We start from the raw sequence: 14,843 nt of genomic DNA on the forward strand, positions 1-14,843 counted from the left end.
ATACGCCGGTCAGGAGAGGAGCGTGTTGTTTTGAATAAGTTTGATGTAATTGTGATTGGGGCGGGAGCAGCCGGATTATTCTGTGCGGCCGAAGCCGGAAAGCGCGGTCGTAGTGTGGCGGTGCTGGATCACGCAAAAAAAATCGGCCGTAAAATCCTCATGTCTGGCGGCGGCCGTTGCAACTTTACCAACATGTATGCCAGCCACGAAAACTACCTGTGTAACAATCCTCATTTTTGCAAATCCGCGCTAAGCCGCTATACCCAGTGGGATTTCATTTCGCTGGTAGCCGAATATGGTATCGCCTATCACGAGAAAACCCTGGGACAGCTATTTTGCGACGACTCCGCGGCCGATATCGTAAATTTATTGGTGAGTGAATGCCGGAAAGCCAATGTGGAGATTACCACCCGCTGTGAGATCCACGGTGTGAGCAAAACCGATGAGGGCTTTGCTTTAAGCACGTCCATGGGCGACTACGAGTGTGAGTCTCTGGTGGTTGCAACCGGCGGGCTGAGCCTGCCAAAACTCGGTGCCACCCCGTTTGGCTATAAACTGGCTGAGCAATTTGGGATCAAAGTATTACCTACACGAGCCGGTCTGGTGCCCTTTACCCTGCATGAAAAAGACAAGACGATCCTGGCCGAGCTAAGCGGTGTGGCGATCGACACTTATGCGACCTGCAACGATACCACGTTCAGAGAAAACACCTTATTTACGCACCGGGGCTTAAGCGGCCCGGCCATGCTGCAAATTTCAAGTTACTGGCAGCCCGGTGATACGCTGCATATCAATGCTGCGCCTACCTTCGATATCGCAGAAAGCCTGGCAGATGCGCAATTAAAGAATCCTGATTCTTTAATCACTACCTGGCTGGCAAAGCATTTTCCCAAGCGCGTTGCGGCGGCCTTTTGTGAGTTGAATGACTGGGATAATAAACCGTTAAAACAATTAAACAGCAAAGAAGCTGACTCCATCGCCGGCTTTTTTGAAGACTGGCAGATTCACCCAAATGGTACCGAGGGTTATCGAACTGCTGAAGTCACACTGGGCGGTGTAGACACCGACGAGCTGTCATCAAAGACCATGATGAGTAAGAAAGTAGAACAGTTATTCTTTATTGGCGAAGTGGTGGATGTCACCGGTTGGTTGGGCGGCTATAACTTCCAGTGGGCGTGGAGCAGCGGCTGGGCCGCGGCTCAGTATGTGTAGCTGGCAGTTTGTTGATAGACAACAGATAAAGTGAAACAGGCTGTTGAGGTGACCGGCTATCGCTAAGCCAACAACTGCGCCTTAAAGTGCTCACCAACCGTCCGGGTAAGATATTGTTGAATGCCAGCAGCAGCGCCAGGATCAGGAAGGTTAGCTGCCTGGGCTTTAAACCTGCCCATGCCTGCCAGAATACAATACCAGGAAGGCCGCAAGTACACGAGTTGTTGGTCTATGCTGTCCAGCGCTTCCTCAAACTGGCCCGGGCCGTCCCAGGCATTGACCAGTAAAGACAGGTTTTCCGGTACCCTGATATCATGGCGACAAGCCTGCCAGTAGGGGCTGTCGGTACGCGTGTTCAGATAGTAGTGAGCCACAATGTAATCACGGATACCGTCGAACATCCTGTTCATTTCGGTATTGTATTGACTGCGGCTAGTAGTCGTTACAGGTTCACCTAACCGGCTCGACAACTGGTAAATACCATATTGCACCAGCATCAGAGCAGTAGCCTCCAGCGGCTCGATGAAGCCCTGGGCTAAGCCAATAGCAACACAATTGTTGTGCCAGTGTTCCTGCAAGCGGCCAACGGGCATAGTCAGGTGGCGAGCGGAGGTTTCATCGCTAACATTCAGACGCTGCCTTAACTCTGCCTCAGCTTCCTCCGGCGAGCAAAACTGGCTGCTGTACACATAACCATTGCCTACCCGGCTGGTCAGTGGGATATTCCACATCCAGCCACAGGATAAGCCTTCTGAGCGGGTTTGTGGCGTGATGGCCTGTTGCGGCTGATTGTGCGGGGTGGGGATGGCCACGGCGCGGTCGTTGAATAAACAATCCTGATAGCTTTGCAAAGACTGCCCAAGCCCTTGTTTCATTAGCAATCCGCGAAAGCCCGAGCAATCGATAAACAGCGTGGCAGTAAGGGGGGCGCTGCAATCGGTTTCCAATTGGGTGATGTGGCCGTTAGTGCACTGCACCTTCAGTACATTGCCGGTAAGATGCGTCACGCCTTGACGCACAGCAAAGTTGCGTAAACAACAGGCGAGTTTGCTGGCATCAAAGTGATAAGCATAATCAATGTCGCCGCCCAGAGTAGTACTAACCGGTGAGACTGCCGCTTCTGCCATTGTGGCTGCAGAGAAAAACTGCTCGGGCCGAACAGCCGCGTTCTGGCCCCGTCGCAACTGGTTGCAGTTTGCAAAGAAGTGGTCGGCGGTGTCTAAATCCAGGGCACTGAAAAAAGGGTGAAAATAACGTTTAAAGCGCTCGCTGCTGGTCCAGTTGCTAAATTCAATTCCGGTTTTATAGGTTGCATCGCAGGCGGGCATCCAGTCGGACTCCTGCCAGCCCAGTTCGGCAAAAAACTGTTTTAAAAACGGAGTGGAACCTTCACCTACGCCCACCGTACCAATTTGTGCCGATTCGATAAGCGTAATGCGATAGCGCTTGCTCCACTTCGCCGCCAGATAGGCCGCACACATCCAGCCGGCGGTGCCGCCGCCAACGATAACGATTGATTCGGGCTGTTGAGTGCTATTGGTCATAGTGGCTACCGGCTGGTGGATTCGCGAACAATCAGTTCAGGCACAAAGATATCGGCGGGAACGGTTTGGTTCTCGGCTTTACGTTTACGGGCCTGCAAAGAACGAATTAACGAAGATGTAGCGCGCTGGGCAATTTGCGCCGTGGGCTGCGAAGCGGTGGTGAGTGGCGGAAACGTCTGAGTTGAAAAGGGGCTGTTCTCAAACCCGGCAATGGCCAGCGCTTCAGGTACATCTACGCCTTGCATACGGGCTCCGAACAGCGCACCCGCGGCTATTTCATCGTTACAGGCAAATAGCGCGGTGGGCGGCTCAGGCAATGCCAGCAGTTGCTGAATACTTTGTACACCGGTACCAAATGAATAGGTACCTTCAACCACCAGATCCGGGTCCGGGTGAATACCCCGATCGGCAAGCGCCTGATAAAACCCGCGTTCCCGTTCGGTGGTGGAATGGTGTTGTTTTTCACCCGCGATAAAGGCAATACGTTGGTGTCCCTGGTTGATCAGGTGCTCGGTGATTTGGCGGGCAGCCTGATAATCGTCTACCAGTACACAGGGCTTGTCATCAGGGGCTTTATCGCCTGAAAGTACCCGCACATACTGAATGCCTTTTTCGTCCATGGCCTGCAATACGTCGGGCATCTCTGACAAGGGGGGAGACAGGATCAGCCCGGCCAGTCGAGCACTGTTAACCATGTTAACCAACTCATCGATAATGTTAGCGTTGGTGGCGTCGCAGGGGTGGATTAGCAGCTCGTAACCATTGGCACGACACTCCTTAAGAATACCGTTCTGCATGGCCAGAATGTAATAGGCGTTGGGGTTGTCGTAGACGTAACCCAGCACATAGTTGTCTCGCCCGGCTAAATCACGGGCCGCTTTGTTGGGGCGGTAATCCAGGGCGTCGATAGCCTGCTGTACTTTAGCCAGCGTATCGGGTTTTACCGTGCCTTCGTTATTGATAACCCGGGAAACGGTTTTAATGGATACACCGGCGTATTCCGCAACACTTTTTATCGTGGCAGACATTATGCCTCCAGAATAATTTTTAAACAATTTTTTGCATATACTTATCAGTAGGTTACGTAATATTCATGCCGAATAGTAAATAAATATGTTTGCAAAGGTTAATTCCTTGTTGTAGCTTAACACTCAATGACAGCGTTGTCATTAACCAAATTCTGGCTAGTGAACGCGACTGTCATTTTATTTATGAGTAAAATGACAGCGTTGTCATTATGATGAGAACAAGGACTTGAGTGATGCATAAACACAGAATAACTAAACTAACTCGTGGGCTTCGTCTGGCACTTGCAGTAGGTGCTGTTGCGGTAACTTCAGCGCCGGCCGCTTTCGCACAAGAAGGTGCAGACAATACTGAAGTGATTGAAATCCGTGGTATTCGGGCAAGCCAGAAAGAAAACATAAACACCAAACGCTTTTCCGACAGTGTGGTGGATGCCATTACCGCAGAAGATATTGGCAAATTCCCCGACAAAAACGTGGCAGAGTCACTGTCACGTATCCCGGGTATTACGATTGACCGGGATTTTGGTGAAGGTCAGGGTGTGACCATTCGGGGTGTACAACCCGATCAAAACCTGACCTTACTGAATGGTCAGGCGGTGGGTACCGCACAATGGTTTGTATTGTCTGACGCTACACGTAACTTTAACTTTGAGATCCTGGCTTCAGAAATGGTCGCCGGTCTTGAGGTGTATAAATCATCACAAGCGGATTTAGATGAAGGCGCACTCGGTGGTACGGTCATTCTGCGCACCCGCAAACCGCTGGACCTCGATGCCAATACTTCGCAGGTGTCGATTGAAGGGCAGTACAGTGACAACGCAGAAACGACCGATCCGTCATTGTCTGGCTTATACAGCTGGAAAAATGACGAGGGAACGTTTGGTTTACTGGTTTCTGCCAGTTATCAACAACGAACCGTTCAGCGTGAAACCAATGAAGATTTTGGCTGGTTTGGCCCCAGCATTGCGCGTATTGACCCGCTTATTGAAGCACCGCAGGGTGCCAGTGAGCGCGGCGCTATTCCATGGGGAATGGGTTCAGCCTTGTTTAAGCAGGATCGTAAACGTAAAGGTTTCGATATTACCGGTCAGTGGCTGGTCACCGACGATCTGGACCTGTCTCTGCACTATATGTCGTCGGTAATGGAAGCGGATAACGTTAACTCCAACCTTATCGGTATTCCGTTCAGAGGCGTGGCCTTCTTAGGCACAGATACCAATCCGGGTACCGTAAGTAACGGTATTGTAGATTCACTGGCGGTAACCGGCGTACCAAACCGTCCGGGCTGGGCACGCCATATTGCTTACGACAATATCTACCGTGATGGCTCTGAGATGTCGACCGACGTGCTCGATTTGGAAGGTACCTACACCCTGGAAAATGGCGAACTGCACTTTCAGTTAGGCACCACCAGTGGTGAAGGCACCAACAACGACTTCTTCACCGAGTTCTGGGTAACCCCGGATGATGAACGCGCGTCTTTCGACTTCTATAATCCAGGCGGTACTAACCCTTACATCGATTTTGTGAGTGCGAGTCCCTGGTTGGCTAACCCCGGTGATGAAATGTGGTTAGGCGGAATTTTTGATCAGGAAAACAGCACCGAAGATAAAGAAGACTACCTGCAGTTTGACTACAGTCACTTTGTAGAGTGGGGCGCGATTAATGAAATTAAATCCGGTATGAAATTCCGCGACCGCAGCTTCTCCCAGCAGCGCTACCGAACCGATCTGGCTAATCTGGCCCCCACCGGTGAAGGCAGTCTGGGACCAGCGAGCGACTTCTGGAGCGGCGATATGGTTAATGTAAGTCATTCGCAAACCAATGGTGTGGCAGCGAGCTACTTTATGCCGGACAAAGACCTCATGTACTCGGCGTTATATAACGTTTCTGAGTGTAACGAAGGGAATGCCGGTGGACTGTGTCGTAACAGCAATGTGTTTTTGAAAGATGCCTCTTTCGACATTGAAGAAAGTATAACCGCCTTGTACACCATGGCAAAATTTGCCACCGACGATCTGCGCGGTAACATTGGCATACGTTATGTTGAAACTGATTCAACCTCGAATGGCTTTGATTTAAATTCCGGTCAGGACGTGGCTTACGACAGCGACTATAAAGAATGGCTGCCCAGTGCAAACATTGCTTATAACCTGTCTGAAGATGTTATCTTACGTTTTGCTGCCGCCCGTGTGATTACCCGTCCGGCGCCTTTCCAGCTGGCTCCGGCAGTCAACCTCACCCCGGAAACCAGCTCAGGCTCAGCGGGTAACCCGGCGCTGAATCCGTTAACAGCGAATCAGTTTGAAACGGGTGTGGAATGGTATTTCGACAGTGCATCACTGGCGTCAATTACCTTCTTCAGAAAGGATATCAGCGACTTTATCTTTACCAAAACCGTGGCTAAAGAAATTAACGGTCAGCAAATTAACCAGCTGAGTACGCCTGAAAACGGTGGCAAAACGGCGCTTGAAGGCTTTGAATTCCAGCTTCAGCACGCCTTTGAAAACGGCTTTGGCGGGTACTTTAACTACACCTACACTGACCTCGACGATGCGGAAATTGACGAAGCCGCACCGGTACTGGATGATGACGGTAATATCATTGGTGCTACGTTAACCAGCCGGACGGTGAGCTTCCCCAATACGTCGAAGAACTCGTTTAACGTGGGCGTTTATTATGAAACAGACCAGTACAGCGCGCGTCTGAACTACAATTATCGTTCGGAGTATTTCATTGCTCAGGCCGAAATTGGTACTCAGTATCGCGATGAGCAGGCGCAACTGGATGCGCAGTTCAGCTGGCAGTTTAATGACAACGTCACGTTTAAAGCGGAAGCCTTAAACCTGACCGATGAAATCTGGGAAAACTACTATGTACGGGAGTCGGATGGCGCTCGCTTAGGTGGTACCCAAAGTGCCAATGGTCGACGCCTGTTTGTTGGCGCGAGCATGAGCTTTTAAGCAACTACCGCTGGCCGGTTATTTGCCGGTCAGCGGCTGACACTGCCCAAAGAATTACTACTCTGTTTACTCTAATCCACCACGAAGATGTTCAATGATGATCAATACCCTAATTAAATATTGTCTGGCCTGGTCTTTTGCGAGTTTAAGTGCAAGCGCTGCGACCATCACCCAGCACGAGCTTAACCAGTTGGGCAGAACACTGGTCGTGCAATATCAGGTATTGGATAATATTGATCAGTCGGCTTGTCAGTCCGCCGGGATTGCCGGGCACTGTTTCAGCGCGCAAATCCGTTTGCAAACCCAGGCCGTGCCACTGACCAGGGGGACAGTGATTCATTTTAGTCACATTACGCCCATCGCAACGGCGCAAAGCGTGGCGGTTAGCATTAGCCATATTAATGGCGATCATCATCAAATGTCTCTTTCTCAGACCATCCCTGCTCACACCACTGAGGATATTCGCATAATGGCACCGGCCTGGCATGCGGCCCGGTCTGACATTATGCCAAATTACTATTTGGTTGCCGGGGCACTGGCCCCGGTGGTTATCGACAGTACCGTGCAACAGATAGAGCAAGGTACTGGCTTACCGGTGAACGCTCACACCGGTACCTGGACCAGACCAAATCAGTATCGCCGTAATGCCGAAGATTCACTGCCTCTTGAAATCAGCCGAGCGCAATTTGCCTCGTTACCAGAGCAGTGGGCGGCGTCCAGTGCTCATCGGGTGATACCGCAAGTGAAAACACGCCAGGATAGCTTGCAAAAAAGGGCGCTCGCGGGTATCAATCTGCCATCGAATGCGGCCCATCTGGCACCCTGGATACCACTCGTTGAGCAGTTAGGCTTACCGGTTGGTGAGCGTCTGGAAACCATTAAGGTTATTTTCGCGGCGCAGCAGTTTAGCAGTGCTGAGCAATATGAGTTGCGAGTCGATGAGCACATCATCACCCTGACTGCGGCTTCCGATACCGCGGCTGGCTATGGTCTGTTAACCCTGGCTCAATTGCGCGAACCGCAAAGCGGCCAGGTTGCCGTCACCACTATAACCGACGCCCCTCGATTTGCTTTTCGGGGCGTCCATTTTGACATTGCCCGCAGTTTTACCGGCTATGAGTCGATTACCATGCTGCTGGAGCAGATGGCGATATTAAAACTCAATAAACTCCATTTGCACGTCAGTGACGATGAAGGCTGGCGTCTGGAAATTCCCGGGCTACCGGAACTCACCAATGTAGGTGCTTATCGGTGTCATGATGAGTCGGAGCGTCGATGCCTGATGCCACAGCTGGGGTCTGGTCCGAGCCGGGATGCCGGGGTTAATGGCTATCTGAGTGTTGAGCAGTATCAATCTCTCCTGCAGTTGGCGGCACAATGGGGCATAGAAGTGATCCCGTCGCTGGATATGCCGGGCCATTCCAGAGCAGCAATTAAGTCTATGGAAGCCAGGCATGCCCGCCTGATGGCCGAGAACAAGCCCGAACAGGCCGAAATGTACCTGCTCACTGAATTTAGCGATACGTCGGTGTATTCCTCAATTCAGCACTATAACGACAACACCCTTAACCCGTGTTTACCGTCAACGTTTCGCTTTATTGATAAGCTGCTGGCGGAGCTTAAAGCGATGCATCAACAAGCGGGTGTGCCGCTTACTACCTATCATATTGGCGCCGACGAAACGGCCGGCGCCTGGACAAAATCAGCGGCTTGTCAGGATTCAGGCATTGCGCCCCACGATATTGCCAAAACCTTTATTCAGGAAATCATTAAGCTGGGTAACAGCAAGGGGCTGGTAATGGCCGGCTGGAGCGATGGCATGATGGAAGCTTTACCGGCACTGCCAGAGGCCAATGTATACGTTAACGTTTGGCAGACGCTGCCAGCCGGCGCTAGCAACACGATTAGCCAGTTAGTCGCGTCCAATATACCGGCGGTATTGTCACTGCCGGATGTGCTGTACTTTGATTTTCCGTATCAAAACGACCCTCTCGAACCGGGTTATTACTGGGGAGCTAAGTCAGTATCGTTAAAAAAAGTGTTCGGGTTTATGCCGCAGTATCCTGGCCAGCACTCGACGCTCTGGACTGACAGAATGGGGCATCCCTATGATGATGAACCGCGCCAGCAGGCTACTGAAGTTCTGGGTATGCAGGCGCAGCTCTGGACCGAGATTACCCGCGATCAGCGCAGTGTTGAATATATGCTTTTCCCCCGTTTACTGGCCTTTGCTGAGCGTGCCTGGCATCAGGCTGAGTGGGAAGGCAATGCCTCACAAGCGGATTATCTTACTGAGCTGAATCGCGACTTTACGGAATTTACCCAGGTGGTGGCGAAGCGCCATTACCCACGGCTGGTTAAGGCGGGTATTAATGTCCGGATCCCACCGCCGGGATACCAGATTAATGAACAACAGCAAATAGTACTGCGGGCTGCCATGCCGAATCTGAAGCTGGAATACAGCGCAGATGCCAGTACCTGGCACACTTACACCAGAGCTCTATCTAAAGATTCTATTCATTTTGTGCGCGCGCGCTTAATTAACAGCCCTCACACCAGCCGAATTATCGCAGTGGAACCCTAATCAGCATGCTGACGACAGACCCTAATAATTTTTATATCACTGCCCACAGGCGTAATTCAGTGAGTTGGTGGCGAGGCAACTATCGCAAGTTGAGAACAATTAGCTATGAAAAGTAACACGTATTTTATTGGTGTTGATGGAGGAGGGAGCCGTTGCCGGGTTCGTCTTGAAGATCAGCACGGCAAGGTATTGTCGACCGCCAGCAGCGGTCCGGCCAACATTATGCGCAACCCGGATGTAGCCGAAGCCTCTATTCGCCAGGCCGCAGAGCAGGCTATTAAGCAAACCGGGCTGTCTATTACTGCCGAACAGGTAGTGTTGTGCGCAGGATTGGCAGGCGCCAATATTGCTGGGGCCAGTCAGGCGTTTTTGAAGCGTGAACTGCCCTTTATGCGGGTTCATCTTGTGAGTGATTTACACGCCGCCTGTGCCGGCGCTCACCGAGGCAATGCCGGGGCAGTGATTGTGTGTGGGACCGGCTCATCGGCTACACGCTATGCCAACCATACGTTTACCGACTTCGGTGGTCATGGCTTCCCGATTGGCGACAAAGCCAGCGGTGCCTGGCTGGGATTACAGGCCATTCAGCATACTCTGCTTGGCTATGACCATCTGGCGCCCCGCGATGCGGTATTCGACGCAGTTTCTGCGCACTTCAACAGTGAGCAGGCCGAAGACATTGTTCAGCAGTGCAGTGGGTTTAATTCTAATGACTACGCGGCCATCGTGACCTCACTGATGCCCTTATATCAAAATGGTGACAGTGTCGTTGCAGGCTTTATTGAGCAAGGCCGTCATTATTTACAGTGTCTTGCCGAACAAGCCATTGGTAACAGCGAGTTCGAATTATGTTTAATTGGCGGGCTGACCGCCGTTTACCAACCGTTATTAAGTGATGCCATACAGCAGCGGATCCAGCCCTGCGCATACAGCCCCGAACAGGGCGCAATCTTATTGGCAAAACAAGCAGTAACATCCGGAGAGGGATAATGACCAACAGTATTATGGCGCACGAGGCCCGTCAGGCCGCCACAGTAATTGCCGATCAACTTAAACACAACAAGCCCGTGTGCGATGCGCTTGCCGAAACTTTACGCACTCTGCAGCCGAGTATGATCATGATGATAGCCCGTGGCTCTTCTGATCATGCCGGTGTGTTTGCTAAATATCTTTATGAAGTGGAGCTGGGTATTCCGGTGTGCGCCGCGGCGCCCTCGGTATCGGGGATTTTCAATAAACAGCTTAACCTGAACAATGCGCTGGTGATTGTGATTTCACAGTCAGGACGCAGTCCGGATATTCTGCATCAGGCCAGATTCGCTAAGCAGGGCGGTGCTTATACGGTGGCGTTGGTGAATGATGAGACGTCCCCTCTGGCCTCTATTTGTGATGCCGTGTTGCCAATACGTGCGGGCAAAGAGCAGGCGGTGGCTGCCACCAAGAGTTACCTGGCCAGTTTGTCGGCGTTATTGCAATTATGTGCCTTGTGGTCTGAGAATAAAGCCCTGGAAGCTTCTCTGTCTGACTTGCCCGCAGCAATGGAAATGGTCTGTAAGCAACCGCCGCAGCTTGAATTAGCGCACTTACAGGGCGTACAAAACTGCATAGTGTTAGGGCGAGCCTTTGGCTATGCAGTGTCCAGGGAGGTGGCGCTTAAACTTAAAGAAGTACTGGGGATCCACGCAGAATCCTTTAGCAGCGCCGAATTTATTCACGGGCCGGTCACCCTGGCTGAAAAGCCCTTGCTGATTATCGATTTGGATATTCCGGATGAGTCTCAGCCCTACCATCACACCATGTCGGATAACGTGCGCCAGCGCGGCGCTAACATGGTGAAGTTGGATTGTGCAGACACGACCTTGCATAAAAGAGTGTTACCCTTATTGCTGATGCAGCGTTTTTACCTGGATATCGAACAGGTGGCGATGGAAATGGGTCTTAACCCGGATACGCCGCCGGGGCTTAATAAAGTAACGGAAACTGTATAAATGAAAATGTGTGTACAACAGGTTATCACCCCAGCCGGCGTGCTTAATAATACCTGCATAACTGTTGAAGATGGCATTGTCGTGGCTATTGAGCCGGCCGGCGATGAACCGGTAAAAGCGGGGACATTACTGCCCGGTTACTTTGATACCCAGGTAAATGGCGGCGGCGGGGTTTTATTTAACCAGCAACCCAATGCCGCAAGTCTGGATAAACTGGCGCGGGCTCACCTGTGTTTCGGTACCACCTCAATGTTACCCACGTTAATCACCGATGGTGAGCCGGCTATGGCAAGAGCCGCAGATGCTATTGCCGAAGTGATAGCCGACGACCACCCCACTATCGTAGGTGTGCACTTTGAAGGGCCGTTTCTGAACGTGGCCAAAAAAGGCGTTCACGAAGCGGGCTTTATTCGCCATCCCAAAGACAGTGAACTGGCCATTTTATCCCGCCAGGATCTGGGGCGGGTGTTGGTGACCGTGGCACCGGATAATGTGGACGTTGGATTTATTCGCGAACTGGTGGCCGCCGGTGTGGTAGTGGCGTTGGGGCACAGCAATGCTACCTACGAACAAGCCATGGCAGCCCTGCAAGCCGGTGCCAGCGGATTTACCCATTTGTACAATGCCATGTCAGCCTTACAATCCCGCGCGCCGGGTATGGTGGGTGCTGCACTAAATCACAGCGATGCCTATTGTGGCCTGATTGTCGATCATCACCATGTGCATCCGCAAAGTGCTGCGCTGGCGATAAAAACCAAAACGGCACAGCGCATTATGCTGGTTACCGATGCTATGGCCCATGTGGGCACAGACATCACTGAACTGGCCTTTTTTAACACCGTTATCGAACGCCATGGTGACAAACTGATTACGCCGGAGGGAACACTGGCCGGTTCTTGCCTCGATATGCATACAGCAGTGCAAAACTGTTACCGTGACCTGGGCTTTACGCTACCAGAGGTCAGTACCATGGCCAGTCAGACGCCGGCCCGGTTTATGGGTAAGGAACAACACCTTGGCAGCATTGCCGTAGGCCAGACTGCCAATTTATTATTGCTGGACGATGCGCTGAATATTGAAAGCATTTGGCTGCGCGGTAAGCCCGTCGAAAACGGAGAGATAACCCTATGAATACGCAATCTGTCGCCCAACCGGGTGCCCGCAGTTTAATGCCGGTGCTAACCATTGGTTTGTTATTTTTTATCTTTGGTTTTGTCACCTGGCTTAACGGCGCCCTGATCCCTTTTTTGCAAATGGTGTGCGAGCTCAGTGAAATGGAAGCGCTGTTTATCGCCTTCTGTTTTTACGTGGCCTACGTGGTGATGGCCCTGCCAATGGCCAAAATCCTCGAGCATACCGGCTATAAAAAAGGCATGTCGCTGGGGCTGGCAATGATTGCCGGCGGCTGCCTGCTGTTTGTGCCGGCCGCGTTGAGCAAAACTTTTATCATCTTCTTACTTGCTCAGTTTGTGGTGGGCTCCGGGCTAACCATTCTGCAAACTGCTTCTAATCCGTTTATTGTGCACCTTGGTTCGCCAGACAGCGCCGCGGCGCGCATTGCATTTATGGGTTTGTTGAATAAATTTGCCGGCGTATTAGCACCGCTGATTTTTACTGCGCTGGTGTTGGGTGATTTCGGCCACGTTAACCAGGTATCTCTGGCACAGATGAGCGAAACCGAACGCAATATCCAGCTCAACGAGATGTCTTTTAAGCTTATTCAGCCATACATCGGTATGGCGATTGCGCTGGGACTGTTAGCGCTGGGTTTAATGAAAGTTAACCTACCGGATATTCGCTTTGAGGATGAAAATACCGCTACCGAAGTTTCCGGTTCGGTGATGCAGTTTCCGCACCTGGTGCTTGGCGCGGTAGCCCTGTTTTGTTACGTGGGAGTGGAAGTTATTGCCGGCGACACCATTGGCCTGTACGGCTCTTCACTGGGTGTTGCCAATGCTACCTCACTCACCTCGTTTACCATGACCGCCATGGTGGTGGGCTATCTGCTTGGCTTGGTGTGTATTCCCCGGGTTATTTCACAGGCTGCTGCATTAAAGGCATCCGCCGGATTAGGTCTGGTACTGACGGTGGCGATTTTGCTGGGCTCAGACGATTCAACATTGCTGTCTTCCCTGCTCTGGGGCTGGTTGGGCTTGCCCGAAGTACCAGATACCATTGCCATGATTGCGCTGTTAGGGTTAGCCAATGCAATGGTCTGGCCGACTATCTGGCCGCTGGCATTAGCCGGGTTGGGTAAGTTTACCCCGCAAGGTTCGGCCATTCTGATTATGGGTATTGCTGGTGGAGCCATTTTACCGCTGGCCTATGGCGGCCTTGCCGATGTGCTCTCTTCACAGCTGGCCTATGCCATTATGATCCCGTGCTACTTGTTTATTGGCTACTACGCCACCTTTGGTCATAAAAAAGCAAGCTGGTAATAGATGTTCGCAGCGTGAACGCTGCGTGTGAGTGAAGTGTGTGACCTCTTGCCCCGCTAGCGGGGCTTTTTTGTTGCTATCAGCCGTCTGCCATCCCACTGGCATAGGATACAACCTGATTGCGCCCGGCGTTTTTGGCTTTATACAGCGCTTTATCGGCCCGACTTACCAGCCCGTCATCAGAAATGCTGGCGCTGATGGTTGCCACACCAATGCTGCAGGTAATAGTAATGTTATTGGTGAGCGTTATTGCTTCTACGGCAAGACGGATCCGATCGGCCAGCTCATGTGCTTGTTCGCCCGGTGTTTCCGGCAATATGACTAAAAATTCCTCACCCCCGTAGCGACCTACCGAGTCGGGCTGTCTGACATTGCTGGCAATACACATGGCAAGTTCATGCAATACCGTATCGCCGGTTTGGTGGCCATGGTTATCGTTAATGTCTTTAAAGTGGTCCACATCTATCATCAGAATGGAAAACGCGCGATGGTAACGCTGATACTCCAGGTAGCAACGACTAAGCCGGTCCATAATGGCAAAGCGACTGGCTACGCCTGTTACGGTATCGGTATTGGCCTGGCGCTCGAGCTCAAGCGTGCGTTGTTTGACTTTCTCCTCCAAGGATTTGTTGGACTCTTCCAGTTCAGTTCTGAGGGCTTCCAGCTCGGCATTGCGCTGGCTGAGCATATCAATACTGGGGATGTTGATAAGGGTGGGCATCAGGCGCCATAAACAAACCGCGGTAACAATAGAGATAACGCCGGTAGAGAACTTGATAATGCCTTCAATAAAATAATAGCCATGCCATATATTGATCAGTCCCACCAGGTGCGAAGCACCACAAAAGGCAATAAAACCGCCAAATAACATGGCGATGCCATTAAAGTTCAGATCTTTACGTTTGCGTAAAAAATAAAAAATACCGAAGGGGATCAGCGAGTAGGCCATGACCGTTAGCAGGTCTCCGCCGAGGTGCAAAAATAATAAGTCCCAACGCCACAACAGGCAGTGCCCGTGTGGCATCAGGCTTCCATCAATTATTCTATCCAGCATACCGCCTCCGCTTAATCAGCATCAATGCCGTT

At 51.6% G+C, this 14,843-nt stretch carries 10 protein-coding genes; 7 read left to right on the top strand and 3 right to left on the bottom strand.

Annotated elements, in window-relative coordinates; genetic code table 11:
* The first annotated feature begins 30 nt into the window (after positions 1 to 30).
* Positions 31 to 1,212, top strand: coding sequence for a BaiN/RdsA family NAD(P)/FAD-dependent oxidoreductase (locus AC27IB_RS09785; protein WP_487120589.1), 1,182 nt, complete (start codon positions 31 to 33; stop codon positions 1,210 to 1,212).
* Positions 1,213 to 1,274: 62 nt separating this feature from the next.
* Here AC27IB_RS09785 and AC27IB_RS09790 read toward each other — a convergent pair whose 3' ends face one another.
* Positions 1,275 to 2,756 (bottom strand): tryptophan halogenase family protein, encoded by a 1,482-nt coding sequence (locus AC27IB_RS09790; protein WP_296048010.1) that lies wholly within the window; start codon positions 2,754 to 2,756, stop codon positions 1,275 to 1,277.
* A 5-nt stretch (positions 2,757 to 2,761) separates the two neighbouring features.
* On the bottom strand, positions 2,762 to 3,784 hold the full coding sequence (locus tag AC27IB_RS09795) for a LacI family DNA-binding transcriptional regulator (protein WP_296048007.1): 1,023 nt from the start codon (positions 3,782 to 3,784) through the stop codon (positions 2,762 to 2,764).
* A 233-nt stretch (positions 3,785 to 4,017) separates the two neighbouring features.
* On the opposite strand from AC27IB_RS09795, the gene AC27IB_RS09800 reads away from it, so the two are divergent.
* The 6 genes from AC27IB_RS09800 (at position 4,018) to AC27IB_RS09825 (ending at position 13,757) form a co-directional block, all read left to right on the top strand.
* Positions 4,018 to 6,747 carry a TonB-dependent receptor gene (locus AC27IB_RS09800; RefSeq protein WP_487120592.1) on the top strand — a complete coding sequence of 910 codons (2,730 nt, stop codon included), beginning with the start codon at positions 4,018 to 4,020 and terminating at the stop codon, positions 6,745 to 6,747.
* Between the two features lie 94 nt (positions 6,748 to 6,841).
* Complete coding sequence (locus AC27IB_RS09805; protein ID WP_487120594.1) at positions 6,842 to 9,331, top strand: family 20 glycosylhydrolase; 2,490 nt, start codon at positions 6,842 to 6,844, stop codon at positions 9,329 to 9,331.
* A gap of 105 nt (positions 9,332 to 9,436) precedes the next feature.
* Positions 9,437 to 10,321, top strand: coding sequence for a glucosamine kinase nucleotide-binding domain-containing protein (locus AC27IB_RS09810; protein WP_487120596.1), 885 nt, complete (start codon positions 9,437 to 9,439; stop codon positions 10,319 to 10,321).
* Complete coding sequence (gene nagB-II / locus AC27IB_RS09815) at positions 10,321 to 11,319, top strand: glucosamine-6-phosphate deaminase NagB-II (protein ID WP_487120598.1); 999 nt, start codon at positions 10,321 to 10,323, stop codon at positions 11,317 to 11,319. The genes AC27IB_RS09810 and nagB-II overlap by 1 nt, the downstream gene beginning before the upstream one ends.
* Complete coding sequence (nagA, locus tag AC27IB_RS09820; RefSeq protein WP_487120600.1) at positions 11,320 to 12,450, top strand: N-acetylglucosamine-6-phosphate deacetylase; 1,131 nt, start codon at positions 11,320 to 11,322, stop codon at positions 12,448 to 12,450.
* Complete coding sequence (locus AC27IB_RS09825; protein ID WP_296047989.1) at positions 12,447 to 13,757, top strand: sugar MFS transporter; 1,311 nt, start codon at positions 12,447 to 12,449, stop codon at positions 13,755 to 13,757. Before nagA ends, AC27IB_RS09825 begins: the two co-directional genes overlap by 4 nt.
* Positions 13,758 to 13,836: 79 nt before the next feature.
* On the opposite strand, the gene AC27IB_RS09830 is transcribed toward AC27IB_RS09825, so the two are convergent.
* Positions 13,837 to 14,811, bottom strand: a complete 975-nt coding sequence (locus AC27IB_RS09830) for a GGDEF domain-containing protein (protein WP_487120602.1) — start codon at positions 14,809 to 14,811, stop codon at positions 13,837 to 13,839.
* Between the last annotated feature and the right edge of the window lie 32 nt (positions 14,812 to 14,843).

This window comes from Alteromonas sp. 4NH20-0104 (assembly GCF_057547795.1).